Source organism: Streptomyces sp. DH37, assembly GCF_029813835.1.
Taxonomy (GTDB): domain Bacteria; phylum Actinomycetota; class Actinomycetes; order Streptomycetales; family Streptomycetaceae; genus Streptomyces.
This window is the reverse complement of the sequence record NZ_JARVKV010000006.1, coordinates 1-21344: the sequence shown is the minus strand read 5'-3', so window position 1 is coordinate 21344 and position 21344 is coordinate 1. Positions and strand designations below refer to the sequence as shown.

Sequence of the window (21344 nt, the reverse complement as noted above, 5' to 3'; positions counted from 1 at the left end):
CCCGTTGAACACGCTGCCCGCGAGCCTTCCGTGGATGCCTCCGCGCGGCCCGGGGCCGAACGGGCCACCCGGCCCGCGCGAGGGCTCCGGGACGGGTGGTCCGGGGCGGGTCCGGCGCCCGGGGCCGACGGCTCAGCGGAAGGCGATTTCCCAGGTCTTCGGGCCGACGACGCCGTCGACCATCAGGCCGTGCCGTGCCTGGAAGCGCTCGCACACCTCCTTGGAACGCGCGTCGTACCGCCCGTCCGTGCCGAGGGACCAGCCGCGTTCGCGCATCCGCCGCTGCCACAGCCGCACGCCGGGGTGCTCGGTGGCCGGCGGGTGGCTGAAGTAGACGCCGGGCCAGGCGGGCGGGCCGGCGCCGGGCTCCATCGAGCCGTCCAGCACGTAGGAGGAGAGCCTGCCCGGGCAGGACGTCGGCAGGTGGTCGCTGTGCCGGTTGATCCCGCCGCCCGCGCCGCCGATGTCGCGCAGGTTGGCGACCGACCAGCGGAAGGCGTCCAGGAGCTGGTCGGTGACGGGGTCGTAGTCCGAGGAGGAGCCGCCGGTGAGCGCGCACACCGCGTACCAGTTCTGGTTGCCGGCGTCGGTGCCGTTGGCGGCGGTCCGCACCCACGGCCCCCGGCCCTCGAAGACGTGGCCGTGGACGCACACCAGATAGGTGTAGGCGATGTCGGCCCAGCCGTTGCCGTCCATGTGGTGCCTCTGGATGCCGCGCACCTGGGCGGCGCACTCGCCGTGGTCGGCGCGGGCGGTGCGGGTGCCGCCCACGTGGTGGACGGTGGTGCCGCCGTTCCCCGGTGTGATGGCGGTGGGCCGGTTGTTCGGGGCGCGGGCGCCCCAGGCCGGGCGGGGGACGAAGACGGCCATCAGGCGTCCACCCGCTCCTGGCAGCAGCCCACCCCGGCGTTCAGGGGTTCGCCGGGGGCGTCGTCGTCGGAGTCCTCGGGGTAGAGGGCCGCCGGGTGGTAGGGGTGGGTGACCGCCGGGAGCCGGTACCCGGCGACCGCCGTGCCGGTGCCGAGCGGGCCCAGGGCGGGAAGCGCGACCGCGCCGGCGGCGGCCGCGGCCGTCACGCCGGTCAGGCCCAGGAAGCCGCGCCGGGTCGGTCTGGGGGAGGGCGCGGGGGACGGTGGGGAGGAGGGCGAGGGGGACGGGGGAGAGGACAGTGGGGAGGGCAAGGTGGTTCTCCTGCAGCCGAAGGGGTGGGGGCGAGCGGTCGTGCGCCGCGGTGCGGGAAGGGGCCTACCCGCCGGCGCCCGGGGCAGGCTCGGCCGTATCGGTGAACCTCGGCCGCGGAACACTGACCGACCAGACGGTATGCAGCGGGCGGTCGGCGCGTCTAAGCTCCTGCCGGTCCCCCGGCGACGGCGGGACACCGGCACACCGACGTGACGACAAGGAGACGCCATGGCCGTCGATCCCACCGGAGCCGACCTCAAGCGCATGCTGGCGGAGGACCCGGGAGGCCCGGTCGTCATGCTCAACCTGCTGCGGTTCGCCCCGGACGGCCGGGCCTCCTACGGGGAGTACGCGCGGCACCTGAAGGAGCGCTTCCTGGAGCGCTACGGCGCCGAGGTGCTCTACGCGGGCGACGGCACGACGGCCCTGGTCGCCGAGGACGGCCAGGCCTGGGACGCGGTGCTGCTCGTGCGCTACCCCAGCCGGGAGGCGTTCTGCCGCATGGTCGCCGACCCCGAGTACCAGGAGGTCACCGCCCTGCGCACCCGCGCGCTGACCGAGGCCGTGCTCCAGCCGACCGTTCCCTGGTCCTCCCGGGGCGGCCCCTCCGCCGAACGGGCCTGACGGAGACGGGAGCGGGGGCGGGAGCGGGGCGGGAAGGGCTCACCCGCCCTCACCCGCCCGTCGTACGGCGGTGGACGCGGGCCTCCCAGGGCGCGAGGGGCGTGACGGGGGAGGAGAGCGGGGCGCCGGCGGGGTGGCTGGTGACGAGCACCTCCGTGCCCGCCCAGCCGCCGGGGACGGCGGCGGTGGCCGCCTCGGAACTGAGGTTGGCCAGGACGAGCAGCTCGGTGACGCCGTCCGGGGCGTGCGGGTGGCGTCGGACGAAGGCGTAGACCTGCTCGTCGTCCGGCATCAGCAGGGTGAAGTCCCCGAAGGCCACGGCCGGTTCGGTGTGCCGCAGGGCGATCAGCCGGCGGTAGTGGTGGTACACGGAGTCCGGGTCGGCGAGCTGGGTCTTGGCGTTGACTTCCGTGTGGTCGGGGTTGACCGCCAGCCAGGGGGTGCCCTCGGTGAACCCGGCGTGCTCGGTGGCGTCCCACTGCATCGGGGTGCGGGCGTTGTCGCGGCCCATCACCCGCAGCGCTTCCAGCACCGCCCCGGGGTCGGCGCCGTGCCGGACCTCCTCGGCGAAGTGGCGCAGCGACTCGATGTCGCGGAAGTCCGCGGCGGAGGCGAACGGGGCGTTGGCCATGCCCAGTTCCTCGCCCTGGTAGACGTACGGCGTGCCGCGGTGCAGGTGCAGCACCGTGGCCAGCGCCTTGGCCGACCGCGTCCGGTGGGCGGGCCCGTCGTCGCCGAAGCGGGAGACGGCGCGGGGCTGGTCGTGGTTGTTCCAGTACAGGCTGTTCCAGCCGACCCCGTCCAGCCCGGTCTGCCAGCGGGCCAGCGACGCCTTCAGTTCGGTGAGCCGCAGCGGGCGGGGGTCGAACTTCCCGCCGGGGCCGTGGTCCAGTCCGACGTGCTCGAACTGGAAGACCATGTCCACCTCCGCCCGCGCCGGATCGGTGAACAGCCGCGCCTCCTCCACGGTGACCCCGGGCATCTCGCCGACCGTCAGCAGCCTCTCCGGGTGCCCCGCGAACACCTCGCGGTGCATCTCGGCCAGGTACGCGTGGATGCGCGGACCGCAGACGTAGTACGGGGAGCCGTCGCCGTACCGGCCGCCGGCGGGCACCTCGCCGTCGGGCAGGGACGGGTCCTTGGAGATCAGGTTGATGACGTCCATCCGGAAGCCGTCCACGCCCCGGTCCAGCCACCAGCGCATCACGGCGTACACCGCCCGCCGCACCTGGGGGTTCTCCCAGTTGAGGTCGGGCTGCTTGCGGGAGAACAGGTGCAGGTAGTACTCGCCGGACGCCTCGTCCCACTCCCAGGCGGGCCCGGAGAAGAACGAACCCCAGTTGTTCGGCTCGGCGCCCGGCGTGCCGGGGACCGTGCCCGGCCGGGCGGGGCGCCACCAGTACCAGTCGCGCATCGGGCCGTCCGCGCCGCCGTCGCGGGAGGCGGTGAACCAGGGGTGCTCATCGGAGGTGTGGTTGACCACCAGGTCCATGATCAGCCGCATGCCGCGCCCGTGGACGGCGGCCAGCAGACGGTCGAAGTCCTCCAGGGTGCCGTAGAGGGGGTCGATGTCCCGGTAGTCCTTGATGTCGTAGCCGTTGTCGTCGTGGGGCGAGGGGTAGACGGGCGAGAGCCACAGCACGTCGACGCCCAACCCGGCCAGGTGGTCGAGCCGTTCGGCGATCCCGCGCAGGTCGCCGATCCCGTCGCCGTCGGAGTCGGCGAAGCTGCGGGGGTAGATCTGGTACACCACGGCGGTCTTCCACCACGGTTCGTCTGCGCCGGCGGTCTCGGTCACGTGTCGAACCTCGCATCGGTCGGCCGGCCGGGCGGCCGGTGCGGGGGAGACCTACCCGGGAGGCGCCGGTCCTCACCCCCGTTTCCCGGCGCGGGACCGGCCGGCCGTGGCCCCGTGACGAGGGACGTGACGAGGAACGTGGCGAGGGACGTGACGGCGAAGGACGACCTGCTGTCCGCGCTGGCGAACCTGCGGCGGGCCACCGTCGGCACGCGGCGCGCGCCCCACAAGCCGCTGCTGGTGCTGTGGCTGCTGGGCCGGTTCGCCGCCACCGGCAGCACGGCGGTGGCCTACGCCGAGGCCGAGGAGCCGGTCAGCCGCATGATCGACGACTACGGCCCGCACGCGAAGGCCGCCGACCGCGCGGCCATGCCGTTCGTGCACCTGGAGCGCACCCTGTGGGACCCGCGGGACGCCGACGGCCGTCCGCTGCCCAGCGCGCCCTCGCGCGGCGGCTCCTGGCTGCGCGCCCGGGGCGCGACCGGGCGGCTGCGCCCGGCCGTCGAACGCCTCCTGGCCGACCCCGGCACCCTGGCCGCCGCCGCCCGGCTCCTGCTGGACCTCCACTTCACGCCCGCGCTCGAACCCGCCATCCGCGCCGACGCCGGACTGGACCTGACCGCCGTGGAGGAGGCCGCGCTCGCCCTGCCGGTCCGGCGCCGCCGTCCGCGCCGGCCGGACTTCGCCGAGCGGGTGCTGCACGCGTACGCCTTCGCCTGCGCGATGTGCGGCTACGACGGTGCGCTGGGCCGCAACCCGGCCGGTCTGGAGGCCGCCCACGTGCGGTGGCACAGCCAGGACGGCCCCGACGAGCTGTCCAACGGTCTCGCGCTGTGCGCCCTGCACCACGCGCTGTTCGACCTGGGGGCGCTCGGTCTCACCCCGGACCTGCGCATCCGCGTCTCCCCCCGCTACACCGCCCGCGGCCGGGCCGGCCGGGCCGTGGACGACCTCCACGACGCCCCGCTGGCCAGGCCCCGCCCCGGACGGCCGCCGGTCGACGAGGCCTTCGTCCGCTGGCACGACCGCCAGGTCTTCAAGCACGACCGCCTGACGGCGACCGCCTGACCCGTCACGGGCGCCGGTGGGTGGAACGCGCCGCGGCGGCGCGGGCGCCGGGCGCGAGGACCCTCGGCCGCGCCTCCCCGGGCACGCGCCCGACGGCCGGTACGGCGCGCCCGCTGCCGCCGGAGCCCGGCTCGCGCGCCGCGGTGCGGCCCGGCGCCGTCCGCCCGGTCACCGGCCCCGCCCGCCGGGGACCGGGCGGAACCCCGTGCCCCGCCGCCGTGACCGGCGCTGCGCCGGTGTCCGCGGTTCCCGCGCCGATGCGCATGCGTCGCCCGGGAGCGGGTACGGCGTCCTCCTGTCACAAGCGATCACAAAAGGTCGCAACCGACCACAGACGTCACGAAGCCGAGGAGACCGCCATGACCATGCCCGAGGAGAGCCGCCCCAAGACCGAGAAGACCGACCAGGTCGTCTTCGACGAGCAGGGCCAGGAGTCCGCCCGCAGGGCCGAGGAGGCCAACAAGGACCGGGGGAACGTCGGGCGGGAGCTGGAGGACGCCATGTCCGAGGCCGGTGTGGACCGCGAGGACCTCACCGGGGAGCAGGACGAGGGCGGCCGCTAGCCGCGGCAAGCCCGCGCGGCGGAACCCGTCGGCCCCCGTACGCCTCCGACGCCTCCGGGGCGCGACCGCTCGGCGGTCGCGCCCCGGAGCGGCGCCGTGGTGGCGGGCGGCGGGCTCAGCCGTTGCCGAAGACCGCCTTGCTCACGTCGTCCGGCCCGTCGAAGCGGTCCTTCTTCAGCGACGAGAGCTCCTCCACGACCTCCTTCTTGGCGCCCTTCTCCTTGGCGTTCCTGACCAGGGACTCGCGGTCGGCGGGATAGTCCACGCCGCCCAGGGCCTTCTGCAGCTCGATCGGGTTGTTGATCTTCGCCATCGGATGCCTCCCGTGCGGGCTGTGTGCCGTGTGAGCCGCCGGAGTACCCCGGCGGCTCACGGCGCATGCACGGCGGCCCGTCCCGTACGGCCGGGTGGCCGGGCCGTACGGGAGCCGTTCAGGAAGCGCTGCCCGCCGCGCCCGGCGTACGCCGCCCCCGCGCCGGACGCCGTCGGCGCCCGCGGGAGGCGGGCGTCTCGCGCCGGGGCCGCTGGGGCCGTTCGGCGGGCGGCGTGGCGAGGACCACGGGAACGCCGGAGGGGGCCTTCGCCCCGGTGATCCGGGCGAGCTCCTCACCGGTGGAGCGGACCGGGGTGACCTGGGGCGACACACCGGCGGCGGCCACCATCCGGTCGACCTCGCGGCGCTGCTCGGGGGTGACCAGGGTCACGACGCTGCCGGACTCGCCGGCCCGCGCGGTACGGCCGCCGCGGTGCAGGTAGTCCTTGTGGTCGGCGGGCGGGTCGACGTTGACCACCAGGTCGAGGCTGTCGACGTGGATGCCGCGGGCGGCCACGTTGGTGGCCACCAGCACCGTCGCCTGTCCGTCCTTGAACTGCTCCAGCGTGCGGTTGCGCTGGTTCTGGGACTTGCCGCCGTGCAGCGCGCCTGCCCGGACGCCGCTGGCCAGCAGTCGCCTGACCAGCCGGTCCACGGCGCGCTTGGTGTGCACGAACATGATCACGCGCCCGTCGCGGGCGGCGATGCGCGTGGCGACGGCGTTCTTGTCGTCGGTGCTCACCCGCAGGATGTGGTGCTCCATCGTGGTGACGGCGCCCGCGGGGGGATCGACGGAGTGGACCACCGGGTCGGACAGGAACCGCCGCACCAGCCGGTCCACGTCGCCGTCCAGGGTGGCGGAGAACAGCATCCGCTGGCCGTCGGGGCGCACCTGGTCCAGCAGGGCGGTGACCTGCGGGAGGAAGCCCATGTCGGCCATCTGGTCGGCCTCGTCCAGCACGGTGGTCCGCACCTCGCCCAGCCGGCAGTCGCCCCGCTCGACCAGGTCCCTCAGCCGCCCGGGGGTGGCGACGACCACCTCGGCGCCGTTCCTGAGCGCGGCGGCCTGGCGGCCGAGCGACAGACCGCCCACGACCGTGGTCATCCGCAGCCGCAGGGCCCGCGCGTAGGGGGTGAGGGCCTCGGTGACCTGCTGGGCCAGTTCCCGGGTGGGCACGAGCACCAGGGCGAGGGGGCCGCGCGGCTCGGCGCGCAGGCCGGCGGTACGGGCGAGCAGGGCCAGTCCGAAGGCGAGGGTCTTGCCCGAACCGGTCTGCCCGCGCCCCAGGACGTCGCGGCCGTTCAGCGAGTCGGGCAGGGTGGCCGCCTGGATCGGGAACGGCACGGTGACGCCCTGCTGCCTCAGCGTCTCCAGCAGCGGCGCGGGCATGTCCAGCTCGGCGAAGGAGGCGGCCGGGGGCAGACCGGGGGTGCCGGCCGGCGCGACGGGCTCGTCCCGGCGCGGGGCCTTCTCGCGGCCGCGGGCCTGGCTCTGGGCGGGGATCCGCGCGGCGCCCCCCGAACGGGGGCGGCGACGACGGGTGGAACGGGCTGGGGAGTTCGAGTTCATACGGAGGGGAACCTTCCTCGGTGCGGCGCGTGCCGGGGAAGACTCCGCGGATGTGGCCGGGCGGAGAATCGCGGGAACGAGCCGGTGAAAGAGCGGATCGCGCTGCCGTGGCGCGGCGGGGAACCGGCGGCCGGGCCGCGGTCGGCCGCGACGCCGCGCGGAGGGCCGGCCGGACGGCCGGGAGGGCGCACGGCGGAGAGCCGGTGCGCCGGGCGCCGGAGCGGCAGCACGGCCGGGGCCCGCACCCTGTGGTGCGGGCCCCGGCTCTGGGTGGTGCTGTGCGACGCGTTCACCGAACGCGGCGCCGTCAGGCGGGGAGGATGTTCTCCGCCTGCGGGCCCTTCTGGCCCTGGGTGACGTCGAAGGTGACCTTCTGGCCCTCGTGGAGCTCGCGGAAGCCCTGGGTGGCGATGTTCGAGTAGTGGGCGAAGACGTCGGCGCCGCCGCCGTCCTGCTCGATGAAGCCGAAGCCCTTTTCCGCGTTGAACCACTTCACGGTGCCAGTAGCCATGCTTTTCTCCTCCATGTACGGGGCAGTGCGGGAAATCCACACCGCGTGGACTCCCGTGTCGCCGCAATGAGACCCCACCGGAAGAGCCGGACAAAACAAACGCGCCTGAAGGTCACAAACCGTCAGGCGCGCACAAAGTTCATGGGTACCAAAACTGCAACGTGGACCAACGTAACACAGATCCCGCCCCCGCGCGGGGGCGCGCCCGCCCCTGACGGGTGTGCCCGGGGAAGGGGTGAGGGGCCGCCCGGCCGGCACCGGGCGACCCCTCCTCCGCGCACCCCCCGGGCGCGGTGTCAGGCGGTGTGCAGCGTCAGGCCGTACACCGACAGGATCTCGTTGACCGGCTGGAACCAGGTCTGGCCGCCGCCGGAGCAGTTGCCCCAGCCGCCCGAGGTGACGCCCTGGGCCTGGTCGCCGCTGACGAACGAGCCGCCGGAGTCGCCGGGCTCGGCGCAGACGCTGGTCTTGGTCATCTGGTGGACGGCGCCCTGGCTGTAGTTGACCGTCTCGTTCTTCGCCAGCACCTGGCCGCAGTGCCAGCGGGTGGTGGAGCCGGAACGGCAGATCGAGGCGCCGACGGGGGCCTCGGCCGAGCCGCGCACCAGGACGTCGGGCACCGTCCCCCAGCCCAGCACCACCGGGACCGTCCACCAGCCGTGGCCGGTGCTCACGAAGGCGTAGTCGTTGCCGGGGAAGGACGAGCCCCGGAAAGCGCCCATCTGCGAGCCGTCCCAGCCGCGCACGGAGTCCCCCGCGCGTCCGCAGTGCCCGGCGGTGACGAAGCCGCCGTGCACCGAGAAGCCGATGGAGCAGCGGGCGCTGCCGGTGTAGTACGGGTCGCCGCCGACGACGCCGGCCGCGAAGGTGCGGGGCGCCTCGCCGGCGGTCTCGCGCACCGTCACCGGGCCGGCCTTCCGCGCGTCGGCCAGGAAGCCCCGCACCGCGGCGTCGCGCTCGGCCCCCTTCACGAGGTCGACCACCACGGTGTTGGCGCGGGGATCGACGTGCCAGCCGCTCACCGCCTCCGGAGCCGCCTTCCGCTCCGCCCGGGCGTCGATGCGGGCCTTGGCGGCGTCCAGCTCCTCGGCGCTGTGCTCGACGATCCGGGCCTCGGCGCCCGTCGCCCGTACGGCGGCGGCCTTGCCGGGGCTGGTCACGCCGACGACCAGCTCGCCGGAGCGGGCGTCGAACCAGGAGCCGGCGAAGGCGGAGCCCGCGGCCCGCTCGGCTCTGGGGGCCGTCTCCATGGCCGCCGCCTCCTGCCGCAGCCGCTCCCGCGCCTGGCGCTCCGTCAGCCCGAGGTCGCGCTCCATGGCGTCCACCAGCGCCCGCGCGGGCGCGCCGTCGCCGGGCGCGGGGGCGGCCGAGGCGGACGTGAGCCCGCCCCCCGTGGCGGTCAGCGCACCCAGCGCGAGCAGCGCGGACAGGCCCGCGCGCACACCGATCCTGCGTCGCATGACGATGGTTCTCCTTCTGTCGGCTCTACCTGTCGAGGTGGAGGTGGGGTCGGACAGCGGAGACATGAGAGCGCTCTCAGGTCTGGTCCAGGAGAGCGTAGAAGGGATCTGGAGTCATGTCCATACCAATGGTGGCCGACCCGGTCCCCCCGCCGTGGGGGGCCGGGCCGCGGGAGCCCGCCGCCGGGCTCGGTCGCCGGTGCGGGCCTCGGAGCGGTCCTTTCCTCCGGGGTGTGGTGCGCGCCGGCCCGTGACGGGCGTCCGGCGACGCCGGCCTGCGCCGCGTCGCCCGTGGTGTGACTCCTCGGAACGCGGGAAGCCGGTGTACCCGGGCACACGGCCGTGCCCCCGCGGGCCCCGCCCGCCCGCGCGTGCGGCGCGCCGGCGGGCACGCGCGGGGCGGCCGGCAGGACGGCCGACGGAGGGAGCGGGCGTGTTCGACGGTTTCGCGCTGGAGCGGATCGACGTGGGCGACGCGGTCCTACGGGTACGGCACGGCGGATCCGGGCCGCCGCTGCTGCTCCTCCACGGCCATCCGCGCACCCACGCCACCTGGCACCGCGTCGCGCCCCTGCTCGCGGACGGCCACACCGTCGTCTGCCCCGACCTGCGCGGCTACGGGCAGTCCTCCAAGCCGCCCACCGACGCCGACCACACGCCGTACTCCAAGCGCGCCATGGCCCGCGACTGCCGGGAGCTGATGCGGCGCCTGGGCCACGACCGCTTCGCCGTCTTCGGCCACGACCGGGGCTCCTACGTCGCCCACCGGCTCGCGCTGGACGCGCCGCAGGCCGTGACCCGTCTGGCGGTGGGCGACTGCATCCCCATCAGCGAGCACCTGGCCCGCTGCGACGAGCGCTTCGCCCGCGCCTGGTACCACTGGTTCTTCTTCGCCGTCCCCGACAAGCCCGAGCGCGCCATCCTCGCCGACCCCGCCGCCTGGTACGGCGGCTCGGAGGAGAGGATGGGCGCCGAGGCGTGGGAGGACTACCAGCGGGCCGTCCACGACCCGGCCACCGTGCGGGCCATGCTGGAGGACTACCGCGCCGGGCTGACCGTGGACCGCCGCCACGAGGAGGCCGACCGGGCCGCGGGCCGCCGGATCACCTGCCCGACGCTGGTGCTGTGGTCCGAGAAGGACGACCTCGGCGACCTCTACCCGGACATCCCCGGCATCTGGCGGAACTGGGCGGACGACGTCACCTGCGGCACGATCGACAGCGGCCACCACATGGCCGAGGAGGCCCCCGAGCAGCTCGCCGGAGCGCTGCGCGCCTTCCTCGCCCCGGAACGGGCGCGGACGGACTGAGTCCCGGAACGGGCGCGGACGGGCTGAGCCCCGTTCCGGGGCGCGGGCGGGCCGGGGGCCGGCCCGCGCCCCGCCCGGCTCACTTGGCGTCCGCGTAGCACTCCACCACGGCCGTGGTGAACGGGAAGCGCACCGGGGTCTCGCCGAAGGCCGCGCGCCCCGCCCGCTCGCCCGCCGCGCGGACGGCCTCCACCACCGCCTCCGCCTCCTCGGCGGGGCAGTGCACGATCACCTCGTCGTGCTGGAAGAACACCAGTTCGGCCCGCATCCCGGCCAGGGACTGGCGCAGGGAGGCCAGCACCAGCAGCATCCAGTCGGCCCCGCTGCCCTGCACCACGAAGTTCCGCGTGAACCGGCCGCGGGCCCGGGCCGCGCCGCCGTCCGCCGCGTCCGCCTCGGGCGGCCCGACCCCGCCGTCCCCGGCGTCCGCATCCCGCGCGGCCGCCGGCGGGCAGGTGCGGCCCAGCCAGGTGCGCACCAGACGGCCCTCCTCGCCGGCCCGCGCCGCCTCGTCCACGTACGCCACCGCCGCCGGGTAGCGGCGCCGCAGGTCCGCCAGGTGCCGCAGGCCGTCCCCCGAGGTCTGCCCGTACACCGCGCCCAGCAGCGCCAGCTTGGCCCGGTCCCGGTCGCCGCCGAAGGCCCGGTCCGACAGCACCGAGTACATGTCCCGGCCGCTTCCGGCCACCTCCATCAGCCCCCGGTCGCGGGAGACCGCGGCCAGCACCCTGGGCTCCATCTGGTCGGCGTCGGCGACCACCAACCGCCACCCCTCGTCGGCCACCACCGCGCGCCGCACCACCTTGGGGATCTGCAGCGCGCCCCCGCCGTTGCTCGTCCAGCGGCCCGTGACCGAGCCGCCGGGCACGTACTCGGGGTGGAAGCGGCCGTCGCGCACCCAGGTGCGCAGCCAGGACCAGCCGTGCGCGGTGTGCAGCCGGTACAGCGTCTTGTAGCGCAGCAGCGGGGCGACGGCCGGATGGTCGACCTTCCGCAGCTCCCACGCCCGGGTCGAGGGCACCCGGATCCCGGCCCGCGCGAACGCCCGGACCACGTCCGCCGGCAGGTCGGGCCGCACCCGCACCCCCGGCCCGAACGCGCGCGAGACCTCCTCGGCCAGCTCCGCCAGCCGGCTGGGCTCGCCGCCGCCCGGATAGCGCTCGCCCAGCAGCTCCCGCAGCAGCTCGCGGTGGACGTCCGCCCGCCAGGGCACCCCCGCCCGGTTCATCTCCGCCGCCACCAGCGTCCCCGCGGACTCCGCCGCCAGCAGCAGCCGCAGCCGCTCCGGGCTCCCGGACGCCTCCACCCGCCGCACCTGCTCGGCGTACACCTCCAGCAGGGCCCGGAGCGGATCCGTGCCCGGCGGCAGCGGCACCGGGCCCGGCGCGAACAGCGAGGGCTGCTGGTCGGCCGCGGGCAGCGGCGGGTCGTCCGGCACCGGCGACCGGTGCAGCCGGGCCAGGGCCGCGGCCAGCGACCGCGGCTCGCCCCACCGGCCCTCGTGGCCCAGCAGCAGCGCCTCGGACACCTCCACGTCGTGGCACCGCTCCACCCGCACCCCGGCGTCCAGCAGCCGCGGATACACCTCCGCCGTCGACCGCCACACCCACCGGACGGCCGAACCGGACGCGGCCCGCGACGCGACGGCCCGCGCCACGTCCGGCTCGGTCACCACCGGGCCCGCCGCGCGCCCCCGCCCGTCCAGCGGGCACAGCCGGGCCGCGCCCTCGGCGGTCACCGCCACCGCCCAGCGCACCGCGCGCTCCCGCCCGTCCCCCGCCGTGGAGTCCCGATCGTCCCGCATGGGGCGAGTCTCGCAGCGGGGACCGACAACCGCCGCCGATCTCCGCCCGGCGGTGACGCGGGGCCGCCTATCGGGCATACTCCAATCGCCACAGCCGCTGGTCAGCCGCTCTCGCAACCCGAGGAGGCGGCCTCGGCCGGGCATCACGTCCCGGCGGCGCCGCTCCACCCCAGCGCCCGCCGCCGTAGCGCCCGACAGGGAGGAGAGCGCCGCGATGACCGAGTACGGCCCCCAGCCGGTGGAACGCCGGATGCCCACCGAGGAGGCCCGCGATCTCCTCGCCCTGGTGCGCGATCTCGCCCAGCGCGAGATCCGGCCGGCCGCGGCGGAGGAGGAGGAAGCTGGCCGCTTCCCCCGCGAGACCTTCACCCTCCTGTCGGAGTCCGGCCTGCTCTCGCTGCCCTACGACGAGGAGTTCGGCGGAGGCGCCCAGCCCTACGAGGTGTACCTCCAGGTCCTGGAGGAGCTGGCCGCGGCCCGGCTCACCGTGGGCCTGGGCGTCAGCGTCCACACCCTCGCCTGCCACGCCCTGGCCCACTACGGCTCCAAGGAGCAGTGCACCGAGCACCTCCCGGCCATGTTCGCCGGCGGGCTGCTGGGCGCGTACTGCCTGTCCGAGCCCTCCTCCGGCTCCGACGCCGCCGCGCTGCGCACCCGCGCCGCCCGCGACGGGGACGAGTGGGTGATCGACGGCACCAAGGCGTGGATCACCCACGGCGGCGTCGCCGACTTCTACACCGTCATGGCCCGCACCGGGGGAGAGGGCCCGCGCGGCATCACCGCCTTCCTCGTCCCCGGCGACGCCGAGGGGCTCAGCGCCGCCGCGCCCGAGCGCAAGATGGGCATGGGCGGGTCGCCGACGGCCCAGGTCCACTTCGACGGGGTGCGCGTCCCCGACGCCCGCCGCATCGGCGAGGAGGGGCAGGGCTTCCCCATCGCCCTGGACGCCCTCAACTCCGGCCGGCTCGGCATCGCCGCCTGCGCGGTCGGGGTCGCCCAGGCCGCCCTCGACGAGGCCCTGGCCTACACCGCCGGACGCGAGCAGTTCGGCCGTCCCGTCTCCGACTTCCAGGGCGTGCGCTTCATGCTCGCGGACATGGCCACCCAGATCGAGGCCGGCCGCGCCCTGTACCTGGCCGCCGCCCGGCTGCGTGACGCCGGGGAGCCGTTCGCCCGGCAGGCCGCGATGGCCAAGCTGTTCTGCACGGACGCCGCGATGAAGGTCACCACCGACGCGGTGCAGCTCCTGGGCGGGTACGGCTACACCCGCGACTACCCCGTCGAGCGCCTGATGCGGGAGGCCAAGGTGCTCCAGATCGTCGAGGGCACCAACCAGATCCAGCGGGTGGTCATCGCCCGCCACCTGGCCGGGCCCGAGAGCCGCTGACGCCGGCCGCCGCGCACGCCTCACGCGCGTACGCGGCGGCCCCGTGGCCTCCCGCCCGAGGGGGGTCACAGGGGGTCACCGGCGCCGCGGTCCCGCCGCGCCGGCCCGCCGGGGCCGATGCGCTGCGGCCGGTCCCACTGCGCCTTCCCCGCCGTCCTCCGCCACGGCGTGCCAGGCGCCGCCCCGGCCGTGCCCGTCGACGTCGCCGGGCCCGGTGTCGCCGGTGAACCAGTACGGCGGCCGGCAGTCGATCGGGAGCTGCTCGGTGCCGCCGGGGCGCTCCAGGGTGCCGAGCAGCTCCGGCCCGACGTCCTCGACCAGGCTCCCGTCGGCGGGCTCGGCGGGCTCGGCGGGCTTCCAGGTCTCCAGGCACTCGCCGGCGCGGCTGGACTTCACCGGCCGGGCGGAGTCCTCGTCGAAGCGGTAGAACGTCCGGCCCCGGGCGTCCACCAGGATCCCGCCGAGCCGTAGGCCGTCGGCGACCGGGCCCGGCTCGTCGGGGTCGATGCCGGCCGCGGCGGACCACTGCCGCTGCCGTTCGCCGGGCCGGTCGGCCGGTTCGACGCCGAGCGCGCGGCCGGCGTCGACGGACATCCGGTCCGGCTCGGTGTGGCCCTCGATCAGGTGCCAGCCCGCGGTCCCGGCCTCCTCCCGCGAGCCGCGCTCCTGCGCCCGCCGCTCCGAGGGCGGCTCCCACAGGCCGGCGAGCCGTACCCTGCGGACGAAGTCGCGGTCCGTGGGCGTGAGCGGGCCGTAGGGCGTGCTCACCGTCCCGCGGCCGTCGTCCTCCCGGCCCTGGCCGGCCGGCGCCGCGGGCGTGGCGGCGAGGGCGCCGATGACCGGCACCGTGCCGATCGTCCGCCCGGATGCGACGGAACGGCCGGTGCCGGACCGCATGGCAGCCTCCTGGTGACTCGCCCGTACCCCCCTCCGGGAACGGCACCGGACGCTGACGGCCCGGTGGGGGAGGGTGCTGAGGCTCCGTCACCAACCGACGGGGAACGGCCCGCGGAGCGGTTCCGCTGCCGAGTCTCCGCGCGGACCGGCGGTGCCGGCCCGCGCGGCGAGGAAGCGCGGCTTTGGTGGCCGCGGCCGTGAACGGCGCCCGCCGGCGACGGGGAGGAGGCGTGAGCCGTCAGTGGCGCGGGTGCCGCCCGTGCGGGACGCGCATCGGGTGCGTACCCGGGCCGCCCACGTGGGAGAACGGCTGCATCCGCCAGTGCAGCCCCTCGGGGAGCGTCAGCAGCGTGGCCACGTCCCGCTCCTGGGCCTCGTGCTCGGAGCCCTCCGGCCCGGCGTCGTCCACCGAGCGCCCCGATCCCTGGCACACCGTCAGGCCGAAGGGGTTCCACGGGGTCGGGCACAGCGCGTGCTCGGGGAGCGTCTCCTCGTCCGCCAGCAGCGCGATCGGCTGCGCGCAGTCCGGGCAGACCACCCGGAAGATCTCGTAGGTCTCGTATGCGTCGTACGCCTCGGCGCTCTCCTCATGGGCTTCGGTGTCCGGGTGACCGGCGTGGAGCGACTTCACATTGCGCATGCAATCCCCCTTGGACGGGCCGCCGGGCGTCCGCTCGCGGGAGCCCCGGCCACAGCAAGCATTTCCCTCCGTTGCCCATCCGTAATCTCCGCGCTCCCGTGGACACGGGGGCGCGGATGTGGTGTTCGTCACACGGCCGCGCCCGTGTGTCCACGGGCCGCACGTCCGGTGTGCCGTGGTGCGCCCGGCGCAGTAGGTTGCCTGTCGTGGAGGAGCTGGATCGTCGCATCGTGGAATTGCTCGTCAAGGACGGGCGGATGAGCTACACCGACCTGGGCAAGGCCACCGGCCTGTCCACCTCGGCGGTGCACCAGCGCGTCCGCAGACTGGAGCAGCGCGGCGTCATCCGCGGCTACGCGGCCATCGTCGACCCCGAGGCCGTCGGTCTGCCGATGACCGCCTTCATCTCGGTCAAGCCGTTCGACCCCAGCGCGCCGGACGACATCTCCGACCGGCTCGCGGAGGTGCCCGAGATCGAGGCGTGCCACAGCGTCGCGGGCGACGAGAACTACATCCTCAAGGTCCGGGTCGCCACCCCCATCGAACTGGAGCACCTGCTGGCCCGCATCCGCTCCCTGGCCGGGGTCTCCACCCGCACCACCGTCGTGCTCTCCACCCCGTACGAGGCCCGGCCGCCCCGCGTGTGAGGCCCGGACCCGGCGCGCGGGGCACACGGGCGACCCCGGCGGCCGTACGCGGCGGGGAGGGGGGAGACTGGCAGCCATGAGCGACAGCACGGCCCCCCTCGACCGCCCCCGCACCGTCCTGCTGCGCGGTGGCGAGGTCCACAGCCCCGCCGACCCCTTCGCCACCGCCATGGTCGTCGACGGCGACGGCATCGCCTGGGTCGGTTCGGAAGGAGCGGCGGACTCCTTCGCCGACGGCGTCGACGAGGTGATCCACCTCGACGGCGCGCTCGTCACCCCGGCCTTCACCGACTCCCACGTCCACGCCACCGCGACCGGCCTGGCGCTCACCGGCCTGGACCTGACCGGCGCCCGCTCCCCCGCCGAGGTCCTGGACCGCGTACGGGCCCACGCCGGGGCCAGGCCCGCCGACCGGATCCTGCTCGGCCACGGCTGGGACGCCAGCGCCTGGCCCGGGCAGCGGCCCCCCTCCCGCGCCGAGCTCGACGAGGCCGCCGGCCGGAGGCCGCTCTACCTCACCCGCGTCGACGTCCACTCGGCGCTGGTCACCACCGCCCTGCTCGACCTCGTCCCCGGCGTCACCGGCCTGTCCGGCTACGCCCCCGACGCCCCCCTGACCGGCGACGCCCACCACGCGGTGCGCGCCGTCGCCCACGCCTCCGTCACCCCCGCCCAGCGCACCGAGGCCCAGCGCGCCGCCCTGCGCCACGCCGCCGCCCGCGGCATCGGCACCCTCCACGAGTGCGCGGGCCCCGAGATCTCGAGCGAGGACGACCTCGCCGGCCTGCTGGAACTGGCCGCCGCCGAGCCCGGCCCCCGCGTCGTCGGCTACTGGGCCGAGCACATCACCTCCCCCGCGGACGCGCGGCGGGTGCGGGAGCTGGGCGCGCTCGGCGCCGCGGGCGACCTCTTCGCCGACGGCTCCCTGGGCTCCCACACCGCCCACCTGCACGAGCCCTACGCCGACGCCGACCACCGCGGCACCTGCCACCTGGACGCCGACGCCGTGGCCGCCCACGTCGCCGCCTGCACCGAGGCCGGGATCCAGGCCGGGTTCCACGCCATCGGCGACGCCGCCCTCACCGCCGTCACCGACGGCGTGCGCGCCGCCGCCGAGCGGGTCGGCACGGGCCGGGTGCGGGCCGCCCGGCACCGCGTCGAGCACGCCGAGATGCTGACCGGCGCCCACATCGCCGCCTTCGCCGAGTTCGCCCTCACCGCCTCCGTGCAGCCGGCCTTCGACGCCGCCTGGGGCGGTGAGGACGGCATGTACGCCCGGCGCCTGGGGCGCGAGCGCGCCCGCACCCTCAACCCGTACGCCGCCCTGCTGCGCGCCGGCGTACCCCTGGCGCTCGGTTCCGACAGCCCCGTCACCCCGCTCGATCCCTGGGGCACCCTGCGCGCCGCGGCCTTCCACCACACCCCCGAGCACCGGATCTCCGTGCGCGCCGCCTTCACCGCCCACACCCGCGGCGGCTGGCGGGCGATCGGCCGCGACGACGCCGGCGTCCTCGCCCCCGGAGCCCCGGCCGACTACGCGGTCTGGCGCACCGGCGACCTGGTGGTGCAGGTGCCCGACGGCCGGATCGCCGCCTGGTCCACCGACCCGCGTTCGGGCACCCCGGGCCTGCCCGACCTCACCCCGGGCCGCCGGCTGCCGGTCTGCCTGCGGACGGTGGTCGCCGGACGGACGGTGTACGAGCACCCGAACGGGTGACGGTGGCCGGGCCCGTACCGCCGAACGATGCCCCCCGGCCCGCCGGCCTCCGGCGGCGCACTCGGCACTGACCTGCTGGTTTGAAGGAAAACCGCAGGTCACGAGGTTGTTGACAGGCGACGGCCGTCGGCGGGTAGGTTCGGCCGGGTCCACCACAGGACGTCCGACCGGGGATCCTCCGCACGCAGTCGTCGAACGAGCTGGGTCATGAGCGGTGCGTCGCGCCGGCGTACGGCCGGGAGCCAGGTCCAGCGTCCGCGGCACGGGGACGGAAGGGTCCCGGCCGGTCGGCAGGTGTGACCCGGGTGGGGGCCCGGAGGCTCAGTAGACAACGGCTCTCGGTCGATCCGCAGCCAGCGGGTCCCAGGCCGGCCCGAAGGGCGCCGGGCCCCGATCCCGCGGAGGGGCCCGGCCGCGTCCGGCGGGGCCCGCCCCGTGCGGAACCTCCTCATACGCCCCACCCCGCCCCCACGGGAGCCGCCGGGCGTTGTACGGTCGGGCTCGTCACCGCACGATCTGCAAGGAAGGCCGCGACCGTGCCATCGGGTCCCGAGACCACCGCCGAAGCCGAGACCGGAGGCACGGTCGCCGGCCGGCCGGACCAGGCGCCGCGCCCCCGCCCGGCCGCCGCGTCCGGCGGCGCCGCCACCGCGGAAGCCGCCGGCCCCGCCCGTGCGGCCGGGTCCCGGCCCGCCGGACGTCCCGCCCGGCCCCGGCTCCCCGTCCGGCTGGCCCGCCTGGCGCGCCGCGAGGCGTGGCGCACGGCGCTCGCCGCCGGGTGCGGCGTCGCCCTGGCCGCCGCCTTCCCGCCGTACGGCCTGTGGCCGCTGTCGTTCGCGGCCGTCGCCGTGATCGCCCTGCTCACCCGGGGGCGGACCGCCCGTCAGGGAGCCTGGCTCGGCTTCGCCATGGGCCTGCCGTTCTTCTTCGTGCTGCTCAAGTGGCTCCACGTCGTCGGCTGGGACGCGGTGTCCGGCCTGGCCCTGATCGAGTCGCTGTTCTTCGTCCCGCTGGGCGCCGGACTCGCCGCCACCTCGCGGCTGCCGCTGTGGCCGCTGTGGGGCGCCTGCCTGTGGGTCGCCGAGGAGTGGGCGCGCGACCGGATCCCCTTCGGCGGCTTCCCCTGGGGCCGGCTGGCCTTCGCCAACACCGGCTCCCCGCTGCTCCCGCTGGCCGCCCTGGGCGGCGCGCCCCTGGTCACCTTCGCCGTCGCGCTGACCGGCGCCCTGCTCGCCGCGGCGGCCGTCGCAGGAGCGGCCGCGGTGGCCGCCCGCCGCCGCGGGAGTCGCGGGAGCGGCGCGGACGGCGGGGCGGCCGGCGGCCCCGGTCCGGCGCGCCCGGCCCTCACCGCCGCCGCGGCGACGGCCCTGGCCGCGGCGGTGACCGCGGCCGGACACGCCGTGCCGGTCCCCACCGGCGCGGACGACACCGTCCGCATCGCCGTCGTCCAGGGCAACGTCCAGCAGCCCGGCATGGACTTCCTCGGCCGTCCGATGCTGATCCTCAACAACCACGTCGGGGCCACCCTGGAGCTGGCCGCCGACGTGGCGGCGGGCCGGGAGGAGCGGCCGGACCTGGTGATCTGGCCGGAGAACGCCTCCGACCTGGACCCCCACCGGTACCCGCAGGCGTACGACGCCATCGACCGGGCGGCGAAGGCCGTCGGCGTCCCGATCCTCGTCGGCGCCCTCGTCGACCACCCCGAGCGCGAGGGCTACGTCGAGAACCAGGGCATCGTCTGGGACCCGCAGACCGGTCCGGGCGCCTCGTACACCAAGCAGCACCCGGTGCCCTTCGGCGAGTACGTCCCCTACCGCGACCAGCTCAGCAAGGTCATCACCCGCCTCCAGCGGGTGCCGCGCGACTTCTGGCCCGGCGAGCGCACCGGGGTGCTGGACGTCGGCCCCGCCCGGCTCGGCGACGTCATCTGCTTCGAGGTCGCCTACGACGGGATCGTGCGCGACACCGTCAACGACGGCGCCCGCGCCCTGGTGATCCAGACCAACAACGCCACCTACGGCAACACCGGCCAGCCCGAGCAGCAGCTGGTCATGTCGCGGCTGCGGGCCGTCGAGCACGGGCGGGCCGTGGTCACCGCGGCTCCCAGCGGCATCAGCGCGGTCGTCGCCCCCGACGGGACGATCGAGCAGCGGACGCAGGAGTTCACCCGGGACGTGATCACCGCCGACCTCCCGCTGCGCGACGGGACCACCCTCGCCGACCGGATCGGCTCCGCGCCGGAGTGGGTCCTCGCTATCGTGGGCGTCCTGTCCTGCGCCGCGGCCTTCGTGTCCGGCCGACGGGGGCGGGCACACGGGGTGAACAGGACGGACGAGAAGAGGCAGCAGCAGTGAACGACGCGCGACAGCGCCGGAAGGATCCGCTCGGCAGGATCCTCGTGATCATCCCGACCTACAACGAGGTCGACAACATCCGGCCGGTCGTCACCAGGGTGCGCACCGCCGTCCCCGAGGCCCACGTCCTGATCGCCGACGACAACAGCCCCGACGGCACGGGGAAGGTCGCCGACGAGATGGCGGCCGAGGACGAGCGGGTCAGGGTCCTCCACCGCGAGGGCAAGGAGGGGCTGGGCGCCGCCTACCTGGCGGGCTTCCGCTGGGGCATCGACAACGGCTACGACGTCCTGGTCGAGATGGACGCCGACGGCTCCCACCAGCCCGAGGAACTGCCGCGGCTGCTCACCGCCCTCAAGGGCGCCGACCTGGTGCTCGGCTCGCGCTGGGTGCCGGGCGGGCGCGTGGTCAACTGGCCCAGGTCCCGGGAGTTCATCTCGCGCGGCGGCAGCATGTACTCCCGGACGCTGCTGGGGATGCCGCTGAAGGACATCACCGGCGGCTACCGGGCCTTCCGCAAGGAGACCCTGCTGGGACTGGGCATGGACGACGTGGCCTCCCAGGGGTACTGCTTCCAGGTCGACCTCGCCCACCGGGCCGTGCAGGCCGGGTACCAGGTGGTGGAGGTCCCCATCACCTTCGTCGAGCGCGAGCGCGGCGACAGCAAGATGAGCCGTGACATCCTCGTGGAGGCCCTGTGGCGGGTCACCGCGTGGGGCGTGCGGTCCCGCGTGAACCAGGTGCTCGGACGCAGGCACACTGGATGACATGACGACCGGCGCACCGTACCCGTACGAGCCCCCTCCGCAGCAGTCCCGGCCCGGGCGGGGGGACCCGGGCGCCCGGCCCGGGCGCCGGCCCCGGCGGAGCCTCGTCCCCGTGGGCCTGGCCGCCTTCGTGATCCTGGAGATCTGGCTGCTGACCCTGCTCGCGGACGCCACGAGCGGGCTGGTCGTCCTCGCCGTCCTGGTGGCGGGGGCCGTGTCCGGCGCCCTGGTCGTCAAGCACGCGGGGCGCCGTGCCTGGCGCGGTCTGGTCGAGACCGTCGAGAGCCTCCAGCCGGGCGCCGCGCCGCGGACCCGGCCGGAGTCCGCCCGCGGCGGGCACGGGCTGGCGATGCTCGGCGGTCTGCTGCTGATGCTGCCCGGTCTGCTCTCGGACGCGGTCGGCCTGCTGTGCGTCTTCCCACCGACCGCCGCGCTGCTGCGCCGGGGCGTGGAGCGCCGGCTCGGCCGCCACGCCGGCTTCGCGCCCGGCTCCCTCGGGGACACCCTGCGGCAGGCGCGCACCGCGGAGGAGCACATCCGCATCCACCGGCCCGACGGCAAGGTCGTCCAGGGCGAGGTCGTGCGCGACGACGCCCGCGACGACCGCGGCGGGGAGACCGGGGGAGCGCGCTAGCGGATCCGTCCGGGAACCCGGGAGGACGCGAGCCCGGGGAAGACACGGAGAACCGCGGAGAACACGGAGGCGCGAGGGTCCGGCCACCAACCGGTGGCC

Annotated in this window: 20 protein-coding genes; 10 read left to right on the top strand and 10 right to left on the bottom strand. The window is 76.0% G+C overall.

Annotation, left to right across the window (positions count from 1 at the left end):
- Positions 1-132: 132 nt before the first annotated feature.
- Positions 133-870, bottom strand: coding sequence for a peptidoglycan-binding domain-containing protein (locus tag QC029_RS04930; RefSeq protein ID WP_279554134.1), 738 nt, complete (start codon positions 868-870; stop codon positions 133-135).
- On the bottom strand, positions 870-1181 hold the full coding sequence (locus QC029_RS04925; protein ID WP_279554133.1) for a hypothetical protein: 312 nt from the start codon (positions 1179-1181) through the stop codon (positions 870-872). Before QC029_RS04925 ends, QC029_RS04930 begins: the two co-directional genes overlap by 1 nt.
- Positions 1182-1410: 229 nt before the next feature.
- Here QC029_RS04925 and QC029_RS04920 point away from each other — a divergent pair, with 229 nt between their 5' ends.
- On the top strand, positions 1411-1806 hold the full coding sequence (locus QC029_RS04920; RefSeq protein ID WP_279554132.1) for a DUF1330 domain-containing protein: 396 nt from the start codon (positions 1411-1413) through the stop codon (positions 1804-1806).
- A 49-nt stretch (positions 1807-1855) separates the two neighbouring features.
- On the opposite strand, the gene QC029_RS04915 is transcribed toward QC029_RS04920, so the two are convergent.
- Positions 1856-3604 (bottom strand): alpha-glucosidase, encoded by a 1749-nt coding sequence (locus QC029_RS04915; protein WP_279554131.1) that lies wholly within the window; start codon positions 3602-3604, stop codon positions 1856-1858.
- A 150-nt stretch (positions 3605-3754) separates the two neighbouring features.
- Between QC029_RS04915 and QC029_RS04910 the strand changes: the two genes are divergently transcribed.
- Together QC029_RS04910 and QC029_RS04905 are read left to right on the top strand one after the other, a co-directional pair.
- Positions 3755-4672, top strand: a complete 918-nt coding sequence (locus QC029_RS04910) for a phosphorothioated DNA-binding restriction endonuclease (RefSeq protein ID WP_369281314.1) — start codon at positions 3755-3757, stop codon at positions 4670-4672.
- Positions 4673-5031: 359 nt separating this feature from the next.
- The gene (locus QC029_RS04905; protein ID WP_279554129.1) at positions 5032-5235 is read left to right on the top strand and encodes a hypothetical protein; all 204 of its coding nucleotides are present in this window, start codon (positions 5032-5034) and stop codon (positions 5233-5235) included.
- 115 nt (positions 5236-5350) lie between these two features.
- Here QC029_RS04905 and QC029_RS04900 read toward each other — a convergent pair whose 3' ends face one another.
- From QC029_RS04900 to QC029_RS04885, 4 genes are all read right to left on the bottom strand, one after another.
- Positions 5351-5548 carry a DUF2795 domain-containing protein gene (locus QC029_RS04900; protein ID WP_279554128.1) on the bottom strand — a complete coding sequence of 66 codons (198 nt, stop codon included), beginning with the start codon at positions 5546-5548 and terminating at the stop codon, positions 5351-5353.
- Positions 5549-5666: 118 nt separating this feature from the next.
- Positions 5667-7118, bottom strand: a complete 1452-nt coding sequence (locus QC029_RS04895) for a DEAD/DEAH box helicase (RefSeq protein WP_279554127.1) — start codon at positions 7116-7118, stop codon at positions 5667-5669.
- 307 nt (positions 7119-7425) lie between these two features.
- Complete coding sequence (locus QC029_RS04890) at positions 7426-7629, bottom strand: cold-shock protein (protein WP_006373337.1); 204 nt, start codon at positions 7627-7629, stop codon at positions 7426-7428.
- 296 nt (positions 7630-7925) lie between these two features.
- The gene (locus tag QC029_RS04885; RefSeq protein WP_279554126.1) at positions 7926-9089 is read right to left on the bottom strand and encodes a S1 family peptidase; all 1164 of its coding nucleotides are present in this window, start codon (positions 9087-9089) and stop codon (positions 7926-7928) included.
- 433 nt (positions 9090-9522) lie between these two features.
- Between QC029_RS04885 and QC029_RS04880 the strand changes: the two genes are divergently transcribed.
- Positions 9523-10398: an alpha/beta fold hydrolase gene (locus QC029_RS04880; protein WP_279554125.1), complete on the top strand. Its 876-nt coding sequence runs from the start codon at positions 9523-9525 to the stop codon at positions 10396-10398.
- 79 nt (positions 10399-10477) lie between these two features.
- On the opposite strand, the gene QC029_RS04875 is transcribed toward QC029_RS04880, so the two are convergent.
- Positions 10478-12202: a bifunctional 3'-5' exonuclease/DNA polymerase gene (locus tag QC029_RS04875; protein WP_279554124.1), complete on the bottom strand. Its 1725-nt coding sequence runs from the start codon at positions 12200-12202 to the stop codon at positions 10478-10480.
- Positions 12203-12416: 214 nt separating this feature from the next.
- Between QC029_RS04875 and QC029_RS04870 the strand changes: the two genes are divergently transcribed.
- Positions 12417-13589, top strand: a complete 1173-nt coding sequence (locus QC029_RS04870) for an acyl-CoA dehydrogenase family protein (RefSeq protein WP_279554122.1) — start codon at positions 12417-12419, stop codon at positions 13587-13589.
- Positions 13590-13664: 75 nt separating this feature from the next.
- On the opposite strand, the gene QC029_RS04865 is transcribed toward QC029_RS04870, so the two are convergent.
- Both QC029_RS04865 and QC029_RS04860 read right to left on the bottom strand, forming a co-directional pair.
- Entirely contained in the window at positions 13665-14486 is an 822-nt protein-coding gene (locus QC029_RS04865) for a hypothetical protein (RefSeq protein ID WP_279554121.1), read from the bottom strand.
- Between the two features lie 238 nt (positions 14487-14724).
- Positions 14725-15126, bottom strand: a complete 402-nt coding sequence (locus QC029_RS04860) for a hypothetical protein (protein WP_279554120.1) — start codon at positions 15124-15126, stop codon at positions 14725-14727.
- Positions 15127-15332: 206 nt separating this feature from the next.
- Here QC029_RS04860 and QC029_RS04855 point away from each other — a divergent pair, with 206 nt between their 5' ends.
- The 5 genes from QC029_RS04855 (at position 15333) to fxsA (ending at position 21245) form a co-directional block, all read left to right on the top strand.
- Positions 15333-15773, top strand: a complete 441-nt coding sequence (locus QC029_RS04855) for an Lrp/AsnC family transcriptional regulator (RefSeq protein ID WP_279554119.1) — start codon at positions 15333-15335, stop codon at positions 15771-15773.
- Positions 15774-15849: 76 nt separating this feature from the next.
- Positions 15850-17490 carry an amidohydrolase gene (locus tag QC029_RS04850; protein WP_279554118.1) on the top strand — a complete coding sequence of 547 codons (1641 nt, stop codon included), beginning with the start codon at positions 15850-15852 and terminating at the stop codon, positions 17488-17490.
- Positions 17491-18218: 728 nt separating this feature from the next.
- Positions 18219-19844, top strand: coding sequence for an apolipoprotein N-acyltransferase (lnt, locus tag QC029_RS04845; RefSeq protein ID WP_279554316.1), 1626 nt, complete (start codon positions 18219-18221; stop codon positions 19842-19844).
- Positions 19841-20611, top strand: coding sequence for a polyprenol monophosphomannose synthase (locus tag QC029_RS04840; RefSeq protein WP_279554117.1), 771 nt, complete (start codon positions 19841-19843; stop codon positions 20609-20611). Before lnt ends, QC029_RS04840 begins: the two co-directional genes overlap by 4 nt.
- 1 nt (position 20612) lies before the next feature.
- The gene (fxsA, locus tag QC029_RS04835; protein ID WP_279554116.1) at positions 20613-21245 is read left to right on the top strand and encodes an FxsA family membrane protein; all 633 of its coding nucleotides are present in this window, start codon (positions 20613-20615) and stop codon (positions 21243-21245) included.
- Positions 21246-21344 lie beyond the last annotated feature (99 nt).